The organism is Nitrospirota bacterium (assembly GCA_015233895.1).
GTDB lineage: Bacteria > Nitrospirota > Thermodesulfovibrionia > Thermodesulfovibrionales > Magnetobacteriaceae > Magnetomonas.
This window is the reverse complement of the sequence record JADFXG010000011.1, coordinates 27596-53673: the sequence shown is the minus strand read 5'-3', so window position 1 is coordinate 53673 and position 26078 is coordinate 27596. Positions and strand designations below refer to the sequence as shown.

The following is a 26078-nucleotide window of genomic DNA, read 5'->3' as shown; positions in this document are numbered from 1 at the left end:
AATACCAGAGTGGGTTTTTCCTAAATGACATTGCTTACTATCTTATAGGTTAGATTATCGGCATTAAGTTCTATCTGGGCGCCTATGGGTAAAACCGTGTTGGGGCAGCCGTGGCCAAAGTCCCTTACCTTTAGAATTGGGAAATTATAGTCTCTGGTTTCCATTAACAAAATATCCTCCATCTGCGGCGCATCAGGCTTTTCAATCTCCATCGAATAGACAAAGCCAACAATCACTCCGGAGATTTTATCAAAGACTCCTTTTTGTCGCAAAATTTTAAGATACTCAACACAGCGTAATTCATCCATTGTCAGGGCTTCAAGCATAAGGATTGCTCCGGTAAAGTCAGGCCAAAACGGTGTATCAACAAGTTTAAGGAGACATCTGAGGTTACCGCCCAGAAGGTTCCCTGAACCCTTGCCACCTCGGATAGTTTTTCTGTCACCTGAGGGATTTATTTTGCCGGTACAGCCGTTGATAAGGCGGTCTGTAAACTCTGTCTTATCGTATTCAGTAGGGTTTTTACCGTAGTGGTATCTGACATCGCCGCCGTGAAATGGGATAAGTGAGGTTTTTGTGTATATTGCGTTTAAAAATACCGTAACATCGCTTAATCCCATAAAGATTTTGGGATTTTCACTTACTGCGCTCCAGTCAATAAACTTTAGTACCCTTTCAGATGTATCGCCACCCTGAGCCGAAAATATTGCTTTAATATCAGGGTTTAAGAAAAACTCGTTTATGTCATTTGCTCTGTCTTGTGGATTTGCTGAACAGAGATTCTTACCTCTTTCAACTTTAAATCCAAGGTTTTCAAAAAACTTAATACCCCTTCGTAGCTCCTCTGTTTGTTTTTGGCCAGCAATTTCGTTTGACGGACAAACAACACCGATCTTATCCCCCGGGGAAAGTCTTTTGGGTAAGAGTGACAATTTCTTCATTGTTTTACTTTGAGATTGTGGAATTAATTTTCACTTACAATTGGCAAGTGCTCACCAATATGGCCAATAATTACAGTGTCCTTATCCCACCCAAAATACAAGCGCATTTCAAACGGTGTTAATCTGACATGCAAACTAAAAAGACGGTTTTCTCCATCTGGACAGAAAAAGGTTCTTTCTCGCCAATACTTTTTAAGCGTTGTAGGGCTGTCTGTAGTTACGCGATATTTAAATAATTTCAGATTAATAAAACTTCTATGTTTTTCAAAATATTTGTTTATTGTATTTAATTTTTCATGAATCTGGTGAATAACCGGATTGCCGGAATCTATAGATTTTAACTGAGCTTCAGTTCTATTACAAAAACTCAAAAAAGGATAAAGTTCTCCTCTTTTATTCCATATATCAATTCCGTTTTTAGGTTTTGTAACACAACGTTTCTCAAGCCATTGTTTATGCTCGCTCACATGGGTGGAATTGGAGACATTACGAACCTCTATGTTTTCAGGCACTATCTCATCATTATACAAGGTATCACAAGATATTTTTAAAAACGGAGAGTTCCAAATACCATCAGAAGCAAAACTAACAGCAATAGTATCCAAAAGATGGGCTATAGAAAGTCCTAATGCTGGCGCCTTATCAAATATACAGTCTGTCAAAGTTACTTTATCTATCAAATATTCATCCAAGCCCACTGTAAACGGAATTTTAGTCGAAAGAGTTTTCAAGTAACGTTTCCTTTCCATATCTACTGATAAATCACTTAACCATTTAGAAATATTGTAGTTATCTGCAACAGACTCATCACGGAAATTGTTATGAACCCTCAATGTTTTAACTCGACATGTTGGAACCAATTTTGAAATAGAAACAATAGAATCAACAAAAGTCTTAATCCTTTCTTTTGCTTCATAAACACTTTTAGCTAACGGTGTGAATAATAACTCATTAAAAACTAAATCAAGAGCCAATGTTAAATATCCCCTTCATTTATTAATATCTCAAGAGCCTTATCCCACTCATCAAAAAAATCTCGGGGCCAGTCACTGATTCTACCGTTTTTGTCTAATTTGGGAGAAATCACCTCTGCGGCAAGATCTGACATATCTTCACTTTGTTGAAAGAAATGTATTTTAACGTCTTCCGGGTCAATAACCTTTTGGCATACAGCAACCCTTATAGCGTTAAGAATATGGTCACTATGCGTCTCAACGATTACCTGAATACCTGCACTTGCAGCAAGAGCTATAAGATATGCCAATTTAAACTGTCCACGTGGATGAAGATGTGCCTCAGGATTTTCTAACAGTAATAGCGCACCGGGTGTGATGATAATATTGCTACTAAAATTGGTAATGTATATGATATTCCAAACCCGACATTTGTCGGCCTGTAGGAATTTGTAACATACCGTTGTGTTTCAAAGGAAAACCTATATGCTACCTCATCCATATCAGGGGCGGAAATCGTTTCCAAACGTGTTCCAGGCCTGATTTCACTTAGCCATGACTCAACCTGAAACTTTAATTTTGTTGCTTTTGAAATTTCCACGCTCCGTAATTTCCTAGTCACACCAGTGTGCAATGATGACTTATATCTTAACGGTTCAATAACATCTAATTTATCACCATGAATAGCAAGGAAATGTGCTGTAAATTCCCCACTTGTACCAAGCCATTTTAATTTTCTTACCATGTAATCCGACATTTCGTACGTTATCCTTGGCCCTATTCTCTCCGCTTGTAAATACTGAAAATTATTATGAAATAACCTCTCCCGTCCATCCGGATATACTGTCCCACTATCTTTGACAAGCTGCAAGACGTCGGAATTCCGGTCATACTCAAAAAACCAAACAACTCTTTTATCTCCACCTCCTGTGTATTTTAATTCAAAGCCTATTCTATCATCCTCAGCACCCTCATACATGGCATCCTTTGCCTGGCCTATCTTTACCAAACCACCATTTAATGATAACCCACCTCTCTCAGTATCGGCCAAAGGTTGTTGCAACCCCATCATATAAGACTGCCGTAATAACAACATAGCCTGTAAAACGGTTGATTTCCCCATACCGTTTAAGCCGGTTAGCAAAGTAAGATTTCTAAATTCTATCTTCTGCTCTTTAAAGCAGTTAAAATTATGTATTTCTAAAGATTTTATCATTTTATCACTTCCTTTATTATGTCATCTATTTCCTTAAACCTATCCTTTATCCTCGTTGGATCTCCTGTACCGGAAGCAAAAAGATTTCCAAATTCCGCTTTATTCATTTTTTTCATAAATATTTCTTTTAACTGTTGTGCTCGTGATTTAATCTGGTCTAATTCGTTGTCATTAAGTCTGGCTAAATTTACTGACCATGTTTCAAACAACGCTTTATTTATAGGATTCAAACCGTGTTTTAAATCATACCTTTTTCTAAAAGCATCTTTTCCAAATATTTCACTTGCTACATCCATGACTTTTTTGAATTTCTCTCTTATATCTGTTATAACATCGTCATCCAATGTTTTAATCTCACTCATGCATTGATTCAAAAAATAATCAAAACTTTCAAAATCTTTAAAAACATAGCTTTCGGGATAATTTCTATAAAATGAAATAAAACGCAAAACACACTCTCTGTCTGCCATACGTTTCTCTTTAATGCTTTTATTGGTAGCCTTTTTAAACTCTTCATACTTTGCCATCTCTGCCAAAACATCCGCTGGTTTTCCCTGGTTAAGTGCGTGGCGGATTTCCTGAGGAGACAGTGGTTCCCCACCTGTATTGATTCTTTTAAAGATGTTAAATTTTACGTTACCCGGCGTTCCCTTTTCTATTAAAAAAACTGTAAACTCCGTTTCATTTATTCGTCTTTGGAAATTATGCGGCAATTCATCAAAGGTTTTTTTTTCATGTTCCTTCAAAAATTCAAGTTTTGTTAATTTCAAATCCTTATCTATTACAAACCTTTTTATTGTGCTTAGACGCTGCAGTCCATCTACAACCAACCATCTGTCCTCATCGGTTGCGTCCATATAAAAAGCAGGAATAGGTATCTTTATCATCATAGATTCGATAAGTCTGCTCTGAGCGGTTTCATTCCAAACAAATTCTCTCTGAAAACCAGGTTTTAAGTCTATTTCATTATGCATAAGTCTGTCTCTTATAGCCGCCAAAATCGTTGGCTTGGTCGAGACCCGAACTTTGGCAGGATTGTATGGTTCAGCTTTATGAGTATCCCCAGTATCCTCACACTCTATGCCGGTACTGCCATCATCTGCTATCAACCTGTCGTTATCGTCATCTTTCATAACAGCACCCCTTAAAAATCACAAAGACTTAGTGTCACATCCTGTATATAGAATTATATCAACATCTTAACAAATCGTCAATTATGATTGCAGAAAATATGCAGAATTAATGTTTTGTATTTTTTCATGTTATAGGATCGTTTACGTAAAATTAAAGCCATTCTTAAACACAGAGACACAGGCAGAAACAACATCACTGTCATATAAAGAACCACTACTTTTTGCTATCTCCTCCATCGCCTTATCTACTCCCAGAGCGGCACGATAAGGCCTGTGGTTAGCCATAGCCTCAACCACATCCGAAACGCAGATTATCCTTGCCTCTAACAGAATTTCGTCACCCTTAAGTCCAAATGGATAGCCTGAACCGTCCATTCGTTCATGGTGCTGCAACACTATCTGAGCAACCGGATAAGAAAAATCTATGCCTTTTAAAATGTCATAACCGATTTGCGAATGCTCTTTGATAAGATTAAACTCTGATGTCTTCAACTTGCCCGGCCTGCTGAGTATCTCAGAGGGCACATATATCTTACCCAGGTCGTGTATTGAGGATGACAACAACACACCTTGTATCTGTTCATCGCTAAGTCCCATTTCCTCTGCTATGGCGCAGGACAATTTGCTTACCCTGAGTTGATGTCCTGCTGTGTATGGGTCTCTGGCCTCTACGGCAGTGCACATGGCTTGTATTATAGCGTTAGTGTGGGAGCGAAGTTTTTCGAGGCTATCCAGCAATACCAGTGTTCGTTGGTGAACCAATGACTCCAGTTGTTCCGTATATGAGGTAATTTTCTTCTCCATTTCCTTGCGATGCGTAATATTTTCTACCATCTTGATCCCATACACAACAGCGCCCTTCTCATCCCTTATCAAATTAGCAATAACGTTTACCCATATTACCTCTCCATTTTTCGTAACGTAGTATTTCTCTGTTTTATATGCTGGGATAATGGCTTTTTTCAATTTACTTACAAGTTCATTATGCTCGTCGAGATATTCCCTGTGAGTTAATTCATGATATGAGAGCGTTTTAAATTCGTCCTCAGTATATCCCAGCATCTGGCACATTGTATTGTTGACCTTAATAAAATAGTCGTTGCTGTCCGTTATGGCTATTCCAATTGGGCTGTCCTCAAATATCCTGCGAAAACGCTCTTCACTTTCTCTAAGCGCCAGTTCGGTATTCTTCAGTTCAGTGATGTCGTGTGCCATAACAAAGATACCGTTAACATTTCCATTTTTTGCATCGAAGTGAGGGATATACTTTACCGCAATAACCTTCAGTGTTCCGTTTCTTAGCCTCACGGATCTGTCAAATTGCATCATCTGTCCTGATAACGCAGCTATCAGATTATCTACTATGGACTCGTAATAGTCTTGCCCTACTATCTCTCTGGAGCGCTTGCCTAATATCTCAGCATTTGAGTACCCAAACCAGTCCTCGTAGAGTTTATTGGCAAATCGGTAGCGGGTTTCTTTGTCTATATAAGCAATCAGTACCGGCAGAGAATCTGTAATAAGGCGAAGTAACTCTTCTTTTTCTTTTAATTCGTTTTCGTTTGTAATACGTTTTTTTATCTCATGTTCCAATTGTTCGTTAATTGTTATTATTTCTAAAGTCTTATGACCCACAAGTTCTTGCAAGTGCTGCCTGAATTCCTCCAGTTCGTTTTCCATTTGGACGCGCTCAGAAATATCTACGCCTATAAATACTATGTCAACCTTTTCATTTTGCCGGACTAACGAGAGAATAAAATAATATGGAATCCGCTTATTGTCCTTTGTCGCTAATAATAGCTCGTGGTCTGCCCTGCCGGTTACGATTACCTTCTGAAATATTTTATTTGCGCAGTTTTTATCATCCTCGATGAAGAAATCGGCTACGGACATATTATTTATCTCCTCAGAGCTATAGCCCGTCACCTCCATTAAGTTATTGTTGCGCATAAGGATTTTCCCTTCTTTATCAGTAAGGTAAAAAATACCCGGCAAAGTATTAATAATAGCATTAAGGTCTGTGAATTTATTTTCTATCGACGTATGCATCGTCTTGATTCTATCGAGCATATTGTTAAACGTCGTGGATAAAATCCCAATCTCGCCGTCAGCTTTTATTTCAATCCTTTGGGAGATATCTCCTTCTGAAATTTGTGTGGCTATTTTTGTCAGATGAGTTAACGGCCCGGTTATATGTTTAACAAGATATACTAAAGTAAGTAGTATGAAGCCTATTAGCATGATATAACTTATGATTAAAAAGTTTCTTAATCGAACCAATGGCTCCATAAACTCGGCCTTGTCAATTTTAACAACTGCTCCCCAGTCTGCCTGAGCTATATAACGCGTGATACCTATTACCTCAGCCCCCGTGTAATCTACATAATTGCTATAGACGTTTTGTCTTTTAAGCAATGCCTGAGTTATAAGAGTGTTAGTGTCGTCTTTAGGTATTTTAAGAACAAAGGCTGCGTTTTTGTTTTTGCGCAGGGGGATTATAAATAACGCATCGCCGTTTTCGTCTCTTTTTGCCAGCACTGTTTCACCAGTTTTTCCTAACCCCGTGTAATCGCCCGTAATGTCGGTCAGGTAATTCCCATCCAATATAGCACTTACAAAACCTGTCAGATTGTCATCCATGAGCAACGGACAGGAAAACCAAATGTCGGTGTTGTTATCTTTACCCTTAATGGTATCTATAATTCCGCACTCTTTATGGCTTTTTGCCATAAATCGTTCACTATCGATTTGTTTTCCAATTCGAGAGTTATCAGTTGAATAAAGCACTTCGCCGTTTATGCCGACAAGCGATATTTCGTGAAATACCGGGATGGTACCCATCAGTTCATTCAGTACTTTTGCCAGATTATTCTTTGATTCTGCATCCCTGTTTTTGGCGTATAATGCTAATTGTTTTTTCATATTTGGTCTGTTTGCAATCATCCTAACATCGTCGGAAAATCTGTCAAATAGTATACTGATTCTGGATTCCTGGATAGCCGATGTTGTACGTAATTGATTTTCCAGGGATTTCATCAAACTATCCTTGAAGTGATGATAGATGACAATCCCGCTTATGGATATAGGCAAGATGGATGTTAACAATATAATAGTTATAAACTTCTTTAGCATTTTAGAGGGTCAGTTATTATTCCGTTTATTTCTTGAAGCTATCGTCTATCTTAACATATACTAACATATATATTATTATAAAGTTATATGTTATTCGCTGCGAACTAATATAACACATTTCTATCTTTTAAGTGATACTCTCAGAATTTCTCTGTAGCGCCAGAGAAATTACTGAAGTACAGGACATCTTTTGCTTATGGCTGTCCCGGCGTTTTTGCTAAAAGTGTGGCAAGCATATTGTAGAAAAACAGAGCTATTGAAATAAATTCTATAAAACCAAACACAGGAGCAAGTCCCAAAAACCACTGACATGAAGATACATACTGACATGGGGAATAGAAAACTGCCATGCCGATAAGCCCAATGTTGGCTAACCAAAATTGAATTTCACCAATTTTTACACTCTTTAACGGCCGCCCGGAAAACCTAGGCAAGATATGATACCCTACTCCATATATCATCATTGATACCCATCCAAGAAGCATGAAGTGGGAATGTGCAAACTTAAATTCAAGAAATTTGGGGCTGCTAAGCATCAACACTCCCATAAGTGCCGCTACACATAAATACACTATACTCATCACTATAAAATTCCTTACAAACTTATCCATGTGTCCTCCTGTTTTTTATCTTATCTTACCACTTGCCTGTAAGCCGTATCCATGATAAAAATCATACTGTTATAACGAGTTGCATTCTATCACCTAACTTTGTTGGCTCCGTCAAAAGCAGGGGCGAATAATTATTCGCCCCTGCAAAGTACACCTGAGTATGTTCTGACTGCCTAAGGGCTGTACTTAAATAAAAAAGACCTCTTACCGCGCATCCAATATACGAAAAAAACTGTAAGAGGGGTTTTAAATAGTGTTATGAGACAGGATTCAGTACCTCATCGCTTTCCATAAGGACCTCCTCCCAGTATCTCATTGGGGCTTCCTCTCTGAATACTATCGTGCTTAAATCGGTAAACATTTCGTTAGTCCAGTGTCTGTAGGCATAGGGTCTTTCGGGAACATGAGCTGGAATGACAAAGTTAAGCATTTTGTTGGTGTTTTCAAAGATACCGACCTTCACGTCCTCGGGTAGTTCGATGCCGAATCCTTTGAATGTTTCTCTGGGGTTTTGAATAAACTTAGCCCTGAAATCCATATCGTCGACGGCCATCCGAAAAATTTCCTGAAAGCGGGTTTCCAATTCCTTATAGCCTAGCATGGCTTGTCCCTCCTTTCCACTGCCGGGGTATTGTTTTATAATTAGATAAATAACCCCGTTTGGGCCGTTAGCATATATGCCTGAAGATAAGGCTATAATATATCTTACTTATATTATAGCAAAAGAGCGGTGTTTAATTCAATAAGCGCATAATACCAATTAGAAACCGTATAAAATTTAATCAGACAGCATATGGTATTTTCTGAGAATATCTCTGATTTCAGTATCTTTGTGAGGGTCGTTGTTTTGTAGCGTCTTTCTCAATTGATCCAACATAGCTTCAATTTCCGGCTTTGTGCTGCGTCCTTCATTCATTATAGTAAGTATTTTTTCATGCGATGTTTTAGAGATTTTCTCTGAGGATGTGTACAGCTCCTCTCTTAGTTTCTCAGCAGGTCTGAGTCCTATGAACTCTATGTCAATGTCTTTATAGGGAGTCATGCCATGAAGCCTGATTAACTCCTCTGCAAGCTCAAGAATCCTGACAGGTTTTCCCATGTCAAGAATCATAATGTCACCACTTTGCCCAATTACGCTTGCCTGCAAAACAAGCGATACAGCCTCTGGTATTGTCATGAAGTAGCGCTCCATGTCTCTGTGTGTTACAGTAAGAGGCCCCCCTTTACGTAACTGTTCAAGCATGAGAGGCAACACACTCCCCCGGCTTCCCAGCACATTGCCAAACCGCACCGATATAAAACTCGTACTGCCGGCTACCACCTTGCACAACTCCTCGGCAGCACGCTTAGTAGCGCCCATTATTCCGCAAGGGTTTACTGCTTTATCGGTAGAAAGCATTATGAACTTTTTCACTCCATAACGCTCCGAAAGCTCCGCTATATTGTATGTGCCCAAAACGTTAACCTTGATTGCCTCCGTAGGATTGTGCTCCATCATAGGGACATGTTTATAAGCTGCTGCATGAAACACCTTATCTGGCCGGTAGAGAATGAAGATTTCCTCCACTCTCGATGTGTCCGTTATATTGCCTATCACGTAACTTACGTTTTGCTTAAGTGCAGGATAGTGCTTACTTAGTTTGGTTTGCAGATTAAACATGGCAGTCTCATCCATGTCAAAAAGCACAAGATGCGATGGCCTTAGTGCACACAACTGGCTGGCTATCTCTGAGCCGATTGACCCGCCAGCTCCAAATACTACTATCTTGTTACCTGACAAAAAATCCTTTATCTGACCATAATCAAGCTTTATTACCTGCCGTCCTATGAGGTCTTCTATTTTTAAATCTTCAAGCGAATTTATCGCCACATTAACGTTATTATCACCGTGCATCATGGGGGTGATTTTTATGTTTTTTACTCCTGAGCCCCTTGACATCTCATATATTCTCTTAAGAGCTCCATAATCAAGATTGGTTATCGCTATAATGACCACCTGAATGTTATATTGATATATGTAGTCTCTAAGTTTATCAATTTTACCCAGTACCTTAATGCTGTGAACATAGGCGCCGATTTTATTAGGGTCATCATCAAGAAAACCGATTACGTTAAATTCCGGCACAAGCTGTCTTGAAATCTCTCTTACAAGCATTTCAGCAGAGTTGCCGGCCCCTATGATTATTGTGCTCTTACCTTCTTTACTACGCTTACGGCTTAGGATCTCATGATAGAGACGTTTGGATATTCTTATGGCAGACATAAAGATTAACGACAATATCAAGTCTATAACCACTATACTGCGCGGAAATACTATGCCACCCCCTAACAGTGAATTAAATCGCGCCGTCTCCGGCAAGAACATGTAATATATGACTCCTATTAGAATCATCTCAGAGGCAATTAACGAGTTCACTATTTTACATAAGTCGTTTAAGCCAACATAGCGCCATGTGATACTGTAGATTCTAAATATATAAAAAGTGGAAATTTTTACGGTAAGGAAAATCGGCAGGAAAAACAGTATGAGCTGAAGGTATCTATCCACAACGTCAATGGAGAAATCAAAACGGATGTAAAAGGCAAGGTAAAGAGACGCTGCTATGATAAGAGCATCAGATAAGATAAAGTAAATTTTTCTCTTCATGTTATCACCTTGCCGTAAAAACTGCTTTCCGGCCACAGGCACAGAGACTCCAACACAACGTAACAAGTCTCAAAAAAGACCATATGATTTTGTAATTGCGGCATTTTATAATTCTACAGTTAATTCTACGTTTTTATCGGGCTTATGTCAAGCACACGTCATAGTTTGCTGTTTTTAAACACATATACTTTATCTACTTCATAAGTGAGCTGAAAATTTTTCGGGTGTTTCTTTATACGTTTATTTGAAACAAAGGGGATCTCAGGATATCGCCACGAGTGATTATTCCAACCAGTCTGCCGTCAACCGAAAGCACTGGTATCCGGTTGATTTTCTTAGTCTTAAAAACAGACACTGCCTCATGGATTGAAGCGTTTTCATTAATGCACACGGCAGGTGTTGTCATTATGTTTTTGGCAGTAAGATTTGCAATCTTCATAATCTTACAACACTTATGTTTTAAACATAGAGAAACTACCGACATAAAAGTTAAGGTGTGGTCTGCCCCCATCCGGGAAAGTAAATCCTTTTCTGATATGACCCCAACAGGTTTGCCACTGTCATCAACTACCGGCATCCCGGAAATTGCATGTTCAGAAAGCCTGTCAGACACTTCAGTAATTGGAGTATCTGCCGTAACTGTCACGACATCTGTGGTCATCACTTCTTTGATTACCACAGATTGTGTTACTCTGTTTAAGGCATGTTTATATGCGACCTGGTAAACCTCTTTAAAATCTCTGGATGTTATATCAAGATAACCGCTTATAGATTTCATTGCCTCATAAACGTCTTCGTCATTTATAGTTACACAAAAGGACATTTTATCGCTGTGTCTGTCTGTCAACTTAGACCTCCTTGTTTGCTTAGGCTTTGTAATCTATTATAGCTTATCCAATGGTTTGAATAAAATAATAAATATCCTGAAATCTTTGCAGTTGATGTACTTAACCCCAACGCCATAGAGAAATTATAAAAAGAACCGCTAAAACCAAAAATAGATTAAAATAAATAAAAAAGTAAAATAGTCTTCTATGAAACGGCTGTTTTGCTGTTGCTTGCTTTTCAACCAACTTGCCAACTTTGGGATACTTCATGAGTTTATCTTCGCTGTGAGGCGCTTGTTTTAACGACTCAGTATGGTCAAAACCTGCAAGATGTTTACCAACGTGTTTCCCATCTTTCCACATCCTGCTGGAGGTGACGTCATAAATCTCCCCTTTATACAAAACATACGCGGCTCTGCCGTCTTTCCCGTCACAACCTGCAATTTCATCCATGGTAAAAACGCCTTTCATAGTGTCAATGTTACTTTCAACTTTCCCTTTTAGTTTCTTTCCGATAAAAAATGTAACAATTGTCGCTGATGATAGCATGATTATGTAAATTGTTATTTTTATAGTTAAAAGGATACCAAACTTTGTATGAAACAGTGTTTGCAAGTCATGAATACGCGTTATTGTTAGAAGCAGCCCTGTAGCGCCTACAACGCAAATAGTTATCCATCCGAGAGTCAGCTCTCCCTTTGGCAACCCTCTTGATGCATAAGCTGGCTTAAGTAAAATGTGCACATAAAGTATTGCCCCAAACCATGTGACACCGCATGTTATGTGTAAAAAACCAAAAATAAATCTGATTATTTTCTGACTTGTTGTAAGCGGTGAACCTTTACCTTTAACAGAAATTTCTCGTTTATACGCTTGTCCCTCATTTGTGAGTTGTCCTCCGCCAGCTGGGTCTATATGGCAGTACTGGCAATCTTTTTTTGTTTTCTCTGCAAACTCACTATAAGCGAATGATTGTCCGTAAATAATAAACACTGACAACAGTACAAAAAAGATTATTCCGAATGATTTACTCAGCATGCAACATATTACATATATAGATGAAAAATAATCAAGGTTACGAATTGCCTCAGCTAAAAACTATAAATATGTATGCGACTAAGCGGTGCTAAGCAAATAAAGAACCGCCATCCTGACGGCAAGGCCGTTAATGACCTGAGCGTGTATAACTGACTGAGCGCTGTCGGCAACCTCGGAGTCTATTTCAACTCCTCTGTTCATGGGACCTGGGTGCATGACAATGCAGTCGGGTTTTGCCCTTTTTAAGCGCTTTGAGGTAAGTCCCCAGAAGCGGAAATACTCATCCTTGGAGCTTAGAAATCCGCCACTTTGACGCTCGTTTTGAATTCTCAGCATCATGATGGCATCAACTCCGCTTATGCCGTCCTCAAGGTTATTGTATATATGCACGCCCTCGTTTTCAATCCCCTTTGGGATCAGAGTGTTTGGGGCGACAATTCTAACTTCTGCACCGAGTTTTTTTAAGCAAAAAATATTTGACCGTGCCACTCTGCTATGAAAAATATCCCCAACTACGGCTATTTTAAGTCCCTCTATCACCCCTTTTTTCTCCATCAGTGTAAATGCGTCTAACAGAGCTTGTGTGGGATGCTCGTTAATTCCATCACCCGCATTGATAACTGAGGCATTAGAAAACGATGTAATAAAGTGCGGCACACCGCTTGACTGGTGCCGTATGATGATAAAGTCAACTCCGTAGGATTCGATGGTTTTTATGGTGTCGTAGAGGCTCTCTCCTTTCACGACACTGCTTGTTGGGACGGCAAAGTTTATGACATCGGTGCTCAGTCTTTTTTCTGCAAGCTCAAAAGATGTCTTTGTCCGGGTGGAGGGCTCAAAAAAGAGATTAACGGCGGTTTTACCCCTTAATGCCGGCACCTTCTTAATGTCTCTGCTTAAAACGTCTTTAAAGGACGATGCGGTATCAAGCACCAGTTTAATATCCTCAAGGGATGTGCTTTTGATGTCAATCAGGTGCTTTTTCATCGCTCACTCAACTCTTTGAATGACCACAGCATCTTTGTCATGGCCGCGCTCAATGAGGAGAACTTTTATTTGTTCGGTTTTAGAGGTTGGAATGTTTTTACCAACGTAGTCGGCTCTTATGGGGAGCTCTCTGTGTCCTCTGTCAATCAGGACGGCAAGCTGCACCTGTGCCGGACGCCCGAAGTCCATGAGGGCATCCAGTGCTGCCCGGATTGAGCGCCCCGTGTATATAACATCATCAACGAGAACTATCTTTTTGTTATTTATATCAAATGGCATCTCAGTTTTTTTGACAATAGGATGAGTCTTTTTGATATTGAGATCATCACGGTAAAATGAAATATCAAGGGCTGCAACCGGCACGACCGTGTTTTCGATGTTTTTAATTGCCTCGGCAAGCCTTTTTGCCAGATCGACTCCGCCTCTTTGAATCCCCACCAGACATAGCCCCTCACAACCTTTGTTTCTTTCTGCTATTTCGTGAGCTATACGCAAAAGAATTCTGGTAATGTCCTGTTTAGTTAAAAGTTCACGTTTCAAATGATGGTTTGCTCCTTTGATAAAGTTTCAGGATGGAGTTCAGATTCACTACCTTGCCAGCCTCACGGGACCATCCTTTAAAGGTCTCCCATTTAAACACAACAGGAGTGGTTTTGTCAATTATCTAAGTTTTTCGTGTTTTATTCTATTGTTTGTGCTTTTTTTTATATTACAATTCTCCTTCGTGATCCTTTACCATTTACTTCAAAAAATTTTAAAATATAACATGATAGAAACCGTAATAGAAGTAAATCCTGATGTTGAACGTATTCAGGAGATGCTAAGTGGACTTTCCAGAGAACGGATTAAAGAAGTGTCTGATTTTATAGCATTCCTTGCTGAAAAAGAGCGTAAGCATCAGGCTTTCGTTGAGGAAACGCTTGCCGCTGAAGCCGATCCTGATTACGTTGTTTGTAATTCGGCAAAAGAACTTATGGAAGCTATCCTTAATGCCGATGATGATTAAGGCTAAAAAACTTTTAAAGAAAAACCCAAACCTCCAGACTCCATATATAATTTTACAGAGAAAATAGCATCAGACCCTTTTGACGCTTCCCTTAAAACCCATGCTTTATCTGCTAACTTAAATGGCAAATACGCCTGCTCTGTTACCCACGACATCCGAATAGTATTCAAAATAACGCAAGACACTGTTCATCTTCTCAACATCGGCTCTCACGATGAAGTCTATTAAAAGGGACAGATTAAGGCGACTGTGGCCTTTTCTTTCCTTTACACGCCAGATTTGATAAAAAACCACACTGCAAAAAAAGAAAAACCAGTTCCGCATAAAGGTCTGCCATTTACGGATGATGGAGAAATAGTGTTCTGTCTAACGCCAAGGCGCAGTCTATCAGACACGTTTGTTGTAGGGGCAGGCACAACGGCTAAATCCAGTGAGGTAAACAGCAATTTTACCTATCTTGCTAACAGAAGTTGGGAATTGAGCGGAAGCGCTTATTCTTATGGCGCTGTGTTGTCAATTTATTCAACCGGAACTGCGTTAAACTGCACTAACGTAACGGTAAGCTGTTTTCAGGGTATAACTAACCCAAAACGCAATTTAGCCGGTTATGTTTGTCAGAATAACAGTACGGCGGGCTCCGGCGGAAAGAGTATTGTAGTCGGTCACTAAATTTATGAATATAGTTTATCAACAATAGCTGCAAACACAACCAAGCAGATGACTTTTTATCAGCAGACAGTCAGCTTTGGCTCAACAACAGCCACAATAGCATCAGATGTACCGGATGCAAATTCGACATCATACGCAGGCACACTGGCTTTTACGGCAACAGGAGAATTTGGCACAACCGGCACACAAGCAACATGTTTAAGTGTGGTAATGGCATGTTTTCAGGGAACTACGAGCCCGAGTTTCACAAAAACCTCAAACTTAACTCTGATTAATACATATTTCCAAAGCTTTAGAGAATCTGATGTTAATAAAAACACACAAACAACCGATTATATAAAAATGGAATATAACGAGGTGAATTTACTAAAACGTGAAAATAAATACAATCCCATGCTACAATTAAAGGAGAGAGGTAATATGAGAATACTGATAGCTGATGATGATTTTACAAGCCGCACGTTGCTTAGACACTTTCTTTCATCTTACGGAGAGGTTGATGTTACTGTTAACGGAGCCGAGGCAGTGGAGGCTTACATGATGGCAATAGATGAGGGCTATGGGTATGACCTTATATGTCTTGATATCATGATGCCTGATATGGACGGGGTGTCAGCACTGCAAAAAATCAGAACTAAAGAAAAAGCTATGGGAATAACACCCGATGAAGAGGTGAAAATCATCATGACTACGTCTTTGGATGCTCCCAAAGACGTACTTGACTCCTACTACCGCGGTCTAAACAGATGTAACCATTACCTCACAAAACCTGTTGATACCAGAAAACTGTCAGCATTGCTTGAAACTTACGGTTTGGTCAGACAATAAGCTACTCCTCTGAAAATCTCCTCCGCTGTTTAATTCCCACCAATGCAAATTCTGTTAACTTTTATTCTGTAGCGCTAAATGTCATATTTAAGTTAAAATAGTCTATGCAAGTAACATCGTGTAGGCAGTCGGGTTGATAGAAATGTCTTTGTTAAACGGCGTAGCAGTTAAAATACAAAGGTTTAAGAGGGGAGCAGAGTAATGTTACAAAAAGATGTTGATATAAGACAAGCAGAGGAGATAGTAAAAGGGATAGGTATTCCCGTTCAGTCAAAGATTGTAAATAACTTGTACAAAGAAATCAAGCAAACGACTCCGGATATAAGAAAAATCGTGTCGTTAACAAGCAAAGACGTAGGGCTCTCAGCGTCAATACTAAAAATAGCTAATTCATCCTACTTCGGTGGCGGTGGAATCAGCTCGATAGAATACGCACTAAATATTGTCGGGTTAACCAGTTTTTTCAATATAGTCGTATCATCTATTTTTCTCAATACATACAAAGAGATTACGGACAGGAGCATATTCAGCAAGTTTTGGAATCACTCCATGCTTGTCGCTAAAACTATGAGTTTGATAGCAAAAACAACAAAAAACATTGATGAAAATGACGCCTATATTACGGGTCTGTTCCATGATTGCGCCATTCCTTTGTTTTTAAAAAGATATAGTGATTATAATACACTGCCAGCCCTTGGCAATGATGCTGACGCAACAGCCAAAGAAGATGAAAAATTCCAAACAAACCACTGTATGGCAGGATTTATATTGACAACGTCCTGGCGGCTGCCTGATGTTGTAAGCCGTGTTATAAGTAACCACCATAATATAGACATATCATCCCACAAGAAACTATATGTCAGAAAAATGGCTGCATGTGCTTACCTTGCCGAGTACCTCGTTATCAATTACGGTGGTTTGCAAGACGGTACTTCAGCAGAAATGCCCACAAAGAGCGGTTCAGGGACTGAGTCCAAAGATGATATGATCAGTAACAATCCCGGATGGGAGCCGATCTTTACAGAGCTTGGAATCAATGAAGCCGATCTTACAAATATCCGGTGTGAATTACAAGATATTGGTGAGACATCCGAGGAATGAGTAAGACGTACGACGAGGGTTGGCTGTGTGAGAACTTTAATATGTGGGAGGTATTTAAGATTTTCCTAAAAAAATTGTTTTTTTGGAGAAAGCAACCTCAAATCAAGAAGCTCTTCGATGATATAAGGATAATTTGCAAAATATTTCCACCTAAACTGATAAAAATAAGAAAAGATAAAATAACCGTAATTTCCGACTCTGGCACTTACATGCCGGTTGAGGTAAACGATGGCACAGTTACTGTTTATGGCGGAATTTCATTGAAAAACTCTGTGGTTTTACTGAAAGACCATGTACTTGTGGTGGAAAAAGTCAGAAATAAGATTTTAAATGACGGCTCTCTCTGGGTTGATAACACCCTGCTTATCGGAAACATTAAAAGCCTGTCCAATTTAAACATAGTCTCTGGTGGGATTGTTCACTGCAATATTGACAAGCTCTCTATGCTTTACGTAAAAGACGGCAGATTTAAAGGGGATATTGGTAAAGTGGAAAAGTGGCTTCATATCTCAGACCCCAGCGGATTTATTACCGGCAATGTTCATAAAGTTATGGAGGCCATGTATTTGGATTGCGGTTATTTTATTACAGAGGCGCTTCCTGACGTTGTTGGCGGCTACGCCGTAATAAAGGATTGTAAGGTGCAGAGACCTGACGGTAAGTTGTGGAGCTGGGAGGAAATACTGGGTAACATCGGAGACTTGAAGGAGGATCAGGAGGTTTTCTTGTTTGGCTCAGGCGGAAACATCCTCTTAGGGGCAGGCGCCAAACATATACTATTCAGGGAGGGAACCGATACTTATTCACGGTATAAAACTGAGACAATTATATCTTCAAACAATTTTTTCAGGCTGATAAATGGTAATGCACAAAGGGTATCCCTGAAAATAGCAAACGACCAGCATATTGAGGTACCGCAGGGAAAGTTTTACAGCCTTATACGGTTTGAAATCTGTGATGAGCATAGTATCATTAGCCATCGTCTCTAAAATGGCACACAATCCAATACAGGCGAAATTTTATACTTTACAGTCATTTACGTGTTATACTTAGTGTGTGGAGAATTATAAAGATGGTTGTCAGGGTAGATTTGACTGTTCTTATTATATTTGCCGGAGTTTTAGTAATGTCCATAGCAGCTGCAGTTTATTTGTATGTTACAAGGGATGTCTCACAGAAAAAATTATTGAAGGAGATGGAAACCCTGAAAGAGAGCTTTAGCAATGAGTTAAAAATGCTGAGGAAAAAGGTTCTTGAATCTGAACTTGCTCTTGATGACGTTAAAATGAAATATAGCGGCCAGATTGCGTTTCTAAAAAATAAAATTGCCGATGCTAATAAAGTAACTGAACAGGCAACTACACTCAAAGACCAAAACTCTGTGGTCAAATATCAAGCATCTCTGATTAAAAACCAAAATTCTCTAATCTGCGATTTTAAAGAAACCGTATCGGAGATGATAAAGAGGTTCCATACGGTGGCTGAATTAAACAATCACCTGACTAACCGCCATAAGGCTAAAGCTGAAAAGTCTGAAGCAATTAAATCAATTGTGACTGATTTCCAAACCGGCAACAAAGAGCTTGAGATACTTATAGAGGTTTTGGAAAAAGAGGTCTCAACTCTTGATGGTAAACTGAACAGTTCGGCTAAATCTGAAATGAAGAAGGGATAACGATGCCTAAAAGAGATGACACGATAGAAATACTAAGAAAGAAACTTGAGGATATAAAAGAGTTTCCTGCCGCAGCTCACACCATAAAACTAATCACTAAACAGGCCACATCTAAAAGCGACGCCACAATAACTGAACTGACAGATACAATCCTTAACGATTTTGCCCTGACAAACAAAATCCTGAGAATCGTCAACACTGCACAGTATGTACGTGCACAGTACGGCGGAAAAATTAACACAATCTCAAGAGCTGTGTATATTTTAGGGCTTGATCACATAAGGAATGCAGCACTGTCTCTAATGCTGTTTGAAAATATTGAAAACAAGTCGCTTGCAAGGGAGCTGAGGAGCGTTATGATGGGAAGCTTTCTTGGCTCTATAATTGCCAGAGAGGTTTCTAAAGCCGTAGGAAACCGCGACGTGGAGGAATCCTTCTTGTGTTCCATGTTTTTTGATTTAGGTAAAACACTATCGACATATTATATGCCGGATGATGCAGCTAAAGTTGCTGAACTGGTTGACAGAGGCGGGGTTGCTGAAAGCAGTGCCTCACTGAATGTTTTTGGAATTTCCTATGAAAAAATCGGGATGCTCACCGGTAAGGATTGGCATCTCTCACCTCAGATAGTTTACTGTATGCAGAGACTCAATGAGCCGGTTGTGGTTAAGCCTGACACCGAAACGGACTCAATAAGAACTATCGTGAATTTTTCAAGCGAGCTGTGTCTTGCCGTAAGTAACGCCTCAAAAGGTCCTGATGCCTGGAAAAAAGCAATCGCAAAACTTCTGAGCAAATACAAAAACTGCTTTTCCATCACCGAGGAACAGCTTATGGAAATCCTCAACAAGTCCTACAACGAACTGGATACTTATGGAAAGGATTTCAACGTTAACGTCAGTCAGATAGGGTTGGCAAAATCACTAAAGGATCTGCTTACTAACAAAAATCTTATTGAAGAGGCGCCAGATGTACCTGAGACCTCTGCAAAACAAATCGACTATACCAGTAAAAACGGTGTGCAGATGCTTGAATGCAATACCAATGTGTTTGGCCGCGGAGAGTCCCCAGAGTTAATATTTTCACGGGGAATCCAGGAGGTTGCCTCTTCACTGCTTGAGGAATATTCATTAAACGATGTGCTTAGAATGATTCTTGAAATCATGTTCAGAGGGCTCAATCCGCTTAGAATCATAATATCAATAAAATCGCCGAAGGAAAACGTAATGGAGGGACGGTTTGGATTTGGAGAGAACGTTGCCGTCATAATTAATAACTTCAGATTCTTCTTTGGAGATATGTACAGAGACGTTTTTAGCGAATCACTGTTAAATACCTCAGACATCCTGATAAATGATGTTAACGACCGCAGAGTCAAAGAAAGGATACCAGGCTGGTACAGAAATCTCCTGGACTCTGAAACATTTATGCTGTTTCCGGTAAAGGTTAATAAGGTGCCCCTTGGCCTTATCTACATTGATAAACCCATAGCCGGTGATTTAGTTGTGGACCAAAACACGCTCAGATACCTTAAAACACTGCGTGATCAGACAATTCTTGCTATTAAACAGAAGTATAAGTAAAACATTTAAGCGTCAGGTGGTTTTCTAAACGTTACATTAAGCACTCTTTTTGCGTTTAAAACTACTGCATACATGACACCTACGGTAAATAGTGGTATGGAGAGCAGGTTTTCACCAAAAGTCATTTCTTTCCCTGTTCCACTGCTATCAGCGTGTTTATCATCGCTGTCAGAATTGGCAGATGCCTCAAGTGTGTTATATGAATCATTTGTTAGTGATACGTTTTGTGTAATGTTAAGAGTTTCGTAGATATTAGTTAAATACTTTATTGTTAGTTTGGTTAGAAAGATACGTTTAACATTCAAGTCATGTTTTAGAATCTTAAAAGCTCCCACACTCCAGCCATTGCTTGTTAATTCTAAAAACATCTGCATAGGGCATAAGTAGCTCTCAAGTGCGTTTTCTATTGCCTCAGTTTTGGTTAATGATTTATATAGAGAGTTTGTGATATTTCGCGCATATATTTGCATTGCTGCCACCTCCTCAATATATTTTAACACGTTATGCCAAAGTACAGACAAATTTAATTGCAGACAACTATTTTCAGATATTAATGTTATAATAGTAAAAGAAGCCGATCGATTGACAACTCTCATAAGAAAAAAGGGAGGTGTACGATGATGATAAGAAAAATATTATTACCAACGGATTTTATGGAGGGTGCATCAGGGGCAGCAGAGTATGCATCTGATCTGGCAAAACGGTATGGCGCCACAATTTACGTTCTGCATGTAGTCTATGATGTAGCTAACGCTGTCGGATGGTACCTGCCACAGTTGTCTTACGATGAGTTCTATAAAGACATTGAGGAAAATGCGCTAAAGGAACTAGAGCAGGTTTATGAAAAACAACTAAATGGCGTGGAATCTGTGTATAGGTATATAGCAAGGGGTAATCCTGCGGATGAGATTTTAAATTATGCCGCCACTAACGGTATAGACCTAATCGTAATGGGAACACACGGCAGAAAAGGCTTTGACAGGCTGATTTTTGGAAGTACAGCCGAGAAAGTAGTGAGAAATGCCAAATGTCCGGTTTTAACAACAAGGATAAACGAACTGAGTACTGTCACGGTTCACAGTGAATTGGCGCAAACTCCGCACACGGTTTGATATTGCAAAATATGGGCGTTGGGTGCGCAGCTATGAAAACTAAGCCGGAGAAGGGCATTTCCTGTAAAATATGGAAAATATTAAGGAACTGATAAGTGCATATACCGGTGCAACAGACGCTGTAAAAACACCTAAAATAATTGATGATTTATCAGATTTTTTTACTGTTCAATACGATGATGTAGTGGTTCTTGGTGAGAGGCCATATTTAATAAGAGGAAACCAGCGTGAGGGACGATTTGGCATTGATGATGAACCTAAGTTTTGGGTAAGAAATGCAATAGACCTTATTGATAGAAAAACAAAGGTCATAAAGATGGTTTTTACTGAGGAGTACAATGCTAATATAGGTGGTATTTTGTTTAGATGTATAAGGAGCCCTCAAAAGGAGGCCAGAGTCTTAGAAAAAGTAAATAACCATGAACGATTTATGCACGGTTTTGGAATACATGACAAAGCCGGTAACACAATCAGAGTGATAGATTACATAAAAGGAATAAACCTGACTGACTACGTGCTAAATCAAAGTAAAAACCATGAGGAGTACTATTTTACAAAATTTAAAGCTGTCTTTGAAGAGTTTATAGAATTGGTAAAAGCAATTGAGTTTTTACACGATAGTGGTGAAAAACATGGTGATATAAGACGTGACCACGTCATAATGGACAGTGAAACAGGTATTGCGAAATGGATTGACTTTGATTACACCTTTATTAACAGTGAAAACAGATTTGGATTTGACCTCTTTGGTTTAGGCAATATTTTAGTTTTTATTACAGGCGGAGGCGATGTTACTCTCCAGCAATTAAGTAAGATGCAGCATCCAGCACTTAAGAATCTGGTTGATGATGATCTCAATGTGGTGATTCAAAACAGGGTTGCTAATCTTAAAAAAATTTTTCCATATATTGGAGAACGCCTTAACTATGTACTGTTGCACTTTTCACAAGCAGCAGAGGTGTTTTACGAAACAGCCGGAGAATTTCTCAGTGATTTACTTGAAGTTAATGATAACCTAAGTACCTGAAAAATTATATAATATATCCGACTATGGAATGTATAGGTGACAATAAAGCTCTGTTACATTTGGCCAGGCAAAGGAGGGTTTTAATTGCTGTTGACAACAGCATAAGCTCTGGCAGGGCTGTGTCTTTCATTTGTGAAATGTTTAGAAACAGCGCCGATTTTACTTTCTTATTATTCCACGTGGTCAACTTATTTGAAGACGATGATTTTGTTTGCGATATAGAATGTATGGAGTTCATAGCGGCTGCAGTTGAGGACAGCTCAAAGATTGTTGAAAGATATAAGACGTTGTTAGTTCAAAATGGCATAAGTGAAAACAAAATAAGTATAAAAGTAGTGTTAAGAGACGAACCAACTGTAGCTGAGTGCATACTGAAAGAGCAAAAGATTTCTCAGGCATCAGCTATAGTTACAGGGAGGCGCGGGATTTCAAAACGTGAGGAGTTTCTCTACGGAAGCACATCTAACAAGTTGATACATCTTGCCAGAGATTGCTCAGTTTGGGTGGTAGGGTAAAAAAATGCTTGCCATTTTGCAATATATTTGTTAGAATATAACTACAGTATTGTTGGTTAGCTTATAGCGATGTGATTTAAAACCCATACGACAGGAGGCGGAGGCGGTCATATGGAATTGAACATCGAACCAAAGGCGGTGCACAGGCGTAAACGCAGGGACAACATTAAAAGTGCTATGAAAATTATTTCTGCGGTTTGCTGGATCTTGTTTGTGTTAACCCTTGGATATATAAGCAGGGCGATGCCGGAGCAGCCCACAATATTTGATCCTAACGGTGTTCGCCATCATGCTCGTCTGTTTTGGGACCCTGATTTGATACTAAATGCGTATATTTCACTTAATGCAACCCTTCTAGCATCATTATTTGGTCTCGGCATGAATGCTTTCAGAGTAAAAAGAACCTCAGATCATGTTAATCCCTCACTTATAATGATGACGATTCTTTCCTTATTTGGGATTTTAATTATTTACTTCAATTCAGATTAACTACAAATAGAGATGCTTTGCTCTAAATTGATTCCATCCCTGCACGAATGCCTGGACACTTAAAACGGCAGGTTAAAAACTAGTGAATGTTCCTTTTCCACAAATTGAACGCGGTTTCTGCCATTATTCTTTGCAATGTAGAGTGCATAGTCAGCCTTCTTTATAAACGTATGTGAGGACTCCGAACCCATGTACTCAGAAACGCCAAAGCTGCATGTAACATGTCCGCCGTGGGAAAATTTGTTGTTCTGAATCAACTCCCGAAGCTTTTCTGCAAGCTCTGTTGCCCCTGTCAAAGTAGTTTCCGGCGTTATCACTACAAACTCCTCGCCTCCGTAACGCGCAAATATATCGGTTTTCCTGACATGTGCCGACACTATCTCTGTTAGTTCCCTCAAGACAGCATCCCCTGCCTGATGTCCGTAAGTGTCATTTATTGATTTAAAGTGGTCTATATCAAAAATCATCATAGTTAAATTAGTCTTATACCTTTCGGTACGTAATATCTCTTTTTCAATTTCGTCTTCAAATTTTTTCCTGTTAAATATGGATGTCAGCGGGTCTTTACAAGCCATGTCCTGAAACCGCCTTCTTTCACTCTCTATGCCCGATATGTCGGTAAAAGTTATCAGATACCGGTCTGTATGTTGAATCTCAGGTATTTGAGTGGCGCTTATTAGATACGCTCCTGCCTCGCTCCTAAGCTGTTCTTTTCCAGCCAGATACAGTATGTACTGTTTCTCTTTTCCGTGAATCACCTCAGTTATCCACTCCGTAAAGGATTTATTTTTATAGAAGGCATCATCCTTTACCACTAAGAACCTGTTTATGTTAAGCCCATTACTCTTAAACTCATCAAAAGTGTCGTAACCCAGAAAATATAGAAACGACTTGTTCATAAAAAAAATGTCTGCTTCATCTGTTATCAATAAAAATGCAGGATTGTTATCAAGGATTGTTTTAATAAATTCGTTTTTAGCGTCTATCTCTTTTTGCTGAGATATGCTTTTTGCTACCTTAACTAAAACAGAAAAGAGGTCAGAGCTGTTTATTGGTTTTTTTATGTATTTGACGACACCTATCTCTATAGCCTTTAGAAAAAAATCCTCATCATTGTAGGCTGTGGTCAATATAACAGGCACATCCTCGTCTATCTCCCGGATACCCTGTGCCATCTCTATGCCGCTCATATGAGGCATTCTTATATCAGTAATCACTATATCCGGATTATGCTTTTTAAAAAGCTCAAGCCCTTCTTGCCCGTCAGCGCCAGCAAAGATAGTGTGTATACGCCGCTTCAGAATTCGGATCATGCTTTCTCTTATCATGTCCTCATCCTCCACGTAAAGCACACGTGTCCTGTTTAAATAAGGGTCTATAGCGCTATCAGCAAAAAGTTCTTTTTTCATATTCTTCTTTGTTATGTTAAGTTAACATTATTTTATACAAAACATGTATAAAATATAAAGAGGCTGCACAGCAGTATAAACCGTATTTTATAGTTTTTTATTGAAATATCCTTCTATTAGCAAATCTGTTCCAATTTTTTTAGATTTTATACCGTAAATCTGATGGGCAACGTCAAGAGGAAGAAAGGTCTTTCCTCCAACAGGGGTATAAACTCCCGGGCCGCCAACTATTTTAGGAGCAACAAAAACCATTATCTTATCAACCACCCCGGCACTTACCGCATACCCTGCAAGCGATGATCCTCCCTCTATCAGAACCGACGTAATCTCCCGTCTGCCGAGCTCTGCCATAAGCCAGCTCATATCCACCTTGCTGCTTTCATAACACAAGTAATCTATATCACCCTGTGGCCTTGTCTCCGGTATTCCCCCCGTACGAGTGACAAAAATTGTTTTTGGAGGAGTGGCCATAACATTAAAATCCGGCGGAGTCTCAAACTGTGGGTCAATCACGACTCTTATCGGATTCTTACCCCCTTTTATGCGGGCTGTCAGTCTCGGATTGTCTGCCTTTACGGTGCCTATTGCCGTTACAACTGCATCAACGGAACTTCTCAGTCTGTGCACAATGTAACGGGATTTTTCAGAGCTTATCCATTTTGAAACACCATCCGGTGTCGCCGTTTTACCATCCAGCGTCATTGCGGATTTCAGAATCACAAATGGCAACCCCGTGGTTATATACTTTATGTAGAACTCATTGAGTGCCAGAGCCTGCTCTTTGACAATCCCCACCTCTGTCTTTATGCCATGATTGTTTAAAATCCTGACTCCGTTTCCAGCCACTTTAGGGTTAGGGTCAAGCATGGCAATGCAGACATCTTTGATTCCTGCCGATATTATACGCTCCGTACAGGGGGGGGTTCGTTTGCCAGTGTGGCAGCATGGTTCAAGAGTTACAAAAAGTGTAGAGCCCCTTGCCTGCTCACCAGCCTTGTCAATTGCCAGAGGTTCGGCGTGAGGAGTGCCAGCCTTTTTGTGATAAGCCTCAGCTATTACTCTCCCATCTTTGTACAGCAAGGCCCCAACCATAGGATTTGGACTTGTCTTACCAACCGCCCTTGCCGCAAGCCTAAGACATCTTTTCATTAAACTGACTTTATCCAAGACAACAATATT

The 26078-nt window shown here is 39.5% G+C and carries 25 protein-coding genes and 2 pseudogenes; 12 read left to right on the top strand and 15 right to left on the bottom strand.

Annotation, left to right across the window (positions count from 1 at the left end):
- Positions 1–20: 20 nt before the first annotated feature.
- The 12 genes and pseudogenes from HQK88_09475 to pyrR form a co-directional block, all read right to left on the bottom strand.
- Positions 21–941 carry an LD-carboxypeptidase gene (locus HQK88_09475; GenBank protein MBF0617027.1) on the bottom strand — a complete coding sequence of 307 codons (921 nt, stop codon included), beginning with the start codon at positions 939–941 and terminating at the stop codon, positions 21–23.
- Between the two features lie 23 nt (positions 942–964).
- Complete coding sequence (locus HQK88_09470; protein ID MBF0617026.1) at positions 965–1915, bottom strand: hypothetical protein; 951 nt, start codon at positions 1913–1915, stop codon at positions 965–967.
- A gap of 2 nt (positions 1916–1917) precedes the next feature.
- A pseudogene (locus tag HQK88_09465) lies at positions 1918–3110 on the bottom strand (DUF3696 domain-containing protein).
- A complete protein-coding gene (locus HQK88_09460; GenBank protein MBF0617025.1) occupies positions 3107–4243 on the bottom strand; it encodes a DUF262 domain-containing protein in 1137 nt (378 codons plus the stop codon). Before HQK88_09460 ends, HQK88_09465 begins: the two are co-directional and overlap by 4 nt.
- Positions 4244–4384: 141 nt before the next feature.
- The gene (locus HQK88_09455; protein MBF0617024.1) at positions 4385–7279 is read right to left on the bottom strand and encodes a PAS domain S-box protein; all 2895 of its coding nucleotides are present in this window, start codon (positions 7277–7279) and stop codon (positions 4385–4387) included.
- 290 nt (positions 7280–7569) lie between these two features.
- A complete protein-coding gene (locus HQK88_09450; GenBank protein MBF0617023.1) occupies positions 7570–7986 on the bottom strand; it encodes a cbb3-type cytochrome c oxidase subunit I in 417 nt (138 codons plus the stop codon).
- Positions 7987–8242: 256 nt separating this feature from the next.
- A complete protein-coding gene (locus HQK88_09445) occupies positions 8243–8539 on the bottom strand; it encodes a nitrile hydratase subunit alpha (protein ID MBF0617022.1) in 297 nt (98 codons plus the stop codon).
- 225 nt (positions 8540–8764) lie between these two features.
- Positions 8765–10633 (bottom strand): polysaccharide biosynthesis protein, encoded by a 1869-nt coding sequence (locus HQK88_09440; GenBank protein ID MBF0617021.1) that lies wholly within the window; start codon positions 10631–10633, stop codon positions 8765–8767.
- Positions 10634–10865: 232 nt separating this feature from the next.
- Positions 10866–11480, bottom strand: a complete 615-nt coding sequence (locus HQK88_09435; protein MBF0617020.1) for a CBS domain-containing protein — start codon at positions 11478–11480, stop codon at positions 10866–10868.
- A 100-nt stretch (positions 11481–11580) separates the two neighbouring features.
- Complete coding sequence (locus HQK88_09430) at positions 11581–11931, bottom strand: hypothetical protein (GenBank protein ID MBF0617019.1); 351 nt, start codon at positions 11929–11931, stop codon at positions 11581–11583.
- 645 nt (positions 11932–12576) lie between these two features.
- Positions 12577–13485: an aspartate carbamoyltransferase catalytic subunit gene (locus HQK88_09425; GenBank protein ID MBF0617018.1), complete on the bottom strand. Its 909-nt coding sequence runs from the start codon at positions 13483–13485 to the stop codon at positions 12577–12579.
- Positions 13486–13488: 3 nt separating this feature from the next.
- The gene (pyrR, locus tag HQK88_09420) at positions 13489–14025 is read right to left on the bottom strand and encodes a bifunctional pyr operon transcriptional regulator/uracil phosphoribosyltransferase PyrR (protein MBF0617017.1); all 537 of its coding nucleotides are present in this window, start codon (positions 14023–14025) and stop codon (positions 13489–13491) included.
- Between the two features lie 226 nt (positions 14026–14251).
- On the opposite strand from pyrR, the gene HQK88_09415 reads away from it, so the two are divergent.
- The 8 genes and pseudogenes from HQK88_09415 to HQK88_09380 all read left to right on the top strand — a co-directional run bounded on the left by HQK88_09415 (position 14252) and on the right by HQK88_09380 (position 20347).
- Positions 14252–14491: a hypothetical protein gene (locus HQK88_09415; protein ID MBF0617016.1), complete on the top strand. Its 240-nt coding sequence runs from the start codon at positions 14252–14254 to the stop codon at positions 14489–14491.
- Positions 14475–14719, top strand: a pseudogene (locus HQK88_09410) (type II toxin-antitoxin system mRNA interferase toxin, RelE/StbE family). Before HQK88_09415 ends, HQK88_09410 begins: the two are co-directional and overlap by 17 nt.
- Positions 14720–14740: 21 nt before the next feature.
- Positions 14741–15160: a hypothetical protein gene (locus HQK88_09405; protein ID MBF0617015.1), complete on the top strand. Its 420-nt coding sequence runs from the start codon at positions 14741–14743 to the stop codon at positions 15158–15160.
- Positions 15161–15580: 420 nt separating this feature from the next.
- The gene (locus tag HQK88_09400) at positions 15581–15988 is read left to right on the top strand and encodes a response regulator (GenBank protein ID MBF0617014.1); all 408 of its coding nucleotides are present in this window, start codon (positions 15581–15583) and stop codon (positions 15986–15988) included.
- Positions 15989–16189: 201 nt separating this feature from the next.
- Complete coding sequence (locus HQK88_09395) at positions 16190–17089, top strand: HDOD domain-containing protein (GenBank protein ID MBF0617013.1); 900 nt, start codon at positions 16190–16192, stop codon at positions 17087–17089.
- Entirely contained in the window at positions 17086–18078 is a 993-nt protein-coding gene (locus HQK88_09390) for a hypothetical protein (protein MBF0617012.1), read from the top strand. Before HQK88_09395 ends, HQK88_09390 begins: the two co-directional genes overlap by 4 nt.
- An 83-nt stretch (positions 18079–18161) precedes the next feature.
- Positions 18162–18764, top strand: a complete 603-nt coding sequence (locus tag HQK88_09385; protein MBF0617011.1) for a hypothetical protein — start codon at positions 18162–18164, stop codon at positions 18762–18764.
- Between the two features lie 2 nt (positions 18765–18766).
- Complete coding sequence (locus HQK88_09380; protein ID MBF0617010.1) at positions 18767–20347, top strand: HDOD domain-containing protein; 1581 nt, start codon at positions 18767–18769, stop codon at positions 20345–20347.
- A 5-nt stretch (positions 20348–20352) separates the two neighbouring features.
- On the opposite strand, the gene HQK88_09375 is transcribed toward HQK88_09380, so the two are convergent.
- Positions 20353–20817: a hypothetical protein gene (locus HQK88_09375; GenBank protein MBF0617009.1), complete on the bottom strand. Its 465-nt coding sequence runs from the start codon at positions 20815–20817 to the stop codon at positions 20353–20355.
- Positions 20818–20964: 147 nt separating this feature from the next.
- Here HQK88_09375 and HQK88_09370 point away from each other — a divergent pair, with 147 nt between their 5' ends.
- From HQK88_09370 to HQK88_09355, 4 genes are all read left to right on the top strand, one after another.
- The gene (locus HQK88_09370) at positions 20965–21459 is read left to right on the top strand and encodes a universal stress protein (GenBank protein MBF0617008.1); all 495 of its coding nucleotides are present in this window, start codon (positions 20965–20967) and stop codon (positions 21457–21459) included.
- Between the two features lie 70 nt (positions 21460–21529).
- Entirely contained in the window at positions 21530–22486 is a 957-nt protein-coding gene (locus HQK88_09365; GenBank protein MBF0617007.1) for a hypothetical protein, read from the top strand.
- A 23-nt stretch (positions 22487–22509) separates the two neighbouring features.
- Positions 22510–23001 (top strand): universal stress protein, encoded by a 492-nt coding sequence (locus HQK88_09360; protein MBF0617006.1) that lies wholly within the window; start codon positions 22510–22512, stop codon positions 22999–23001.
- Between the two features lie 111 nt (positions 23002–23112).
- A complete protein-coding gene (locus tag HQK88_09355) occupies positions 23113–23490 on the top strand; it encodes a hypothetical protein (GenBank protein ID MBF0617005.1) in 378 nt (125 codons plus the stop codon).
- A 59-nt stretch (positions 23491–23549) separates the two neighbouring features.
- Here the strand turns inward: HQK88_09355 and HQK88_09350 are convergent, their stop codons facing one another.
- Both HQK88_09350 and ribD read right to left on the bottom strand, forming a co-directional pair.
- Positions 23550–24899: a diguanylate cyclase gene (locus HQK88_09350; protein ID MBF0617004.1), complete on the bottom strand. Its 1350-nt coding sequence runs from the start codon at positions 24897–24899 to the stop codon at positions 23550–23552.
- Positions 24900–24986: 87 nt separating this feature from the next.
- Positions 24987–26048, bottom strand: a complete 1062-nt coding sequence (ribD, locus tag HQK88_09345) for a bifunctional diaminohydroxyphosphoribosylaminopyrimidine deaminase/5-amino-6-(5-phosphoribosylamino)uracil reductase RibD (protein MBF0617003.1) — start codon at positions 26046–26048, stop codon at positions 24987–24989.
- Between the last annotated feature and the right edge of the window lie 30 nt (positions 26049–26078).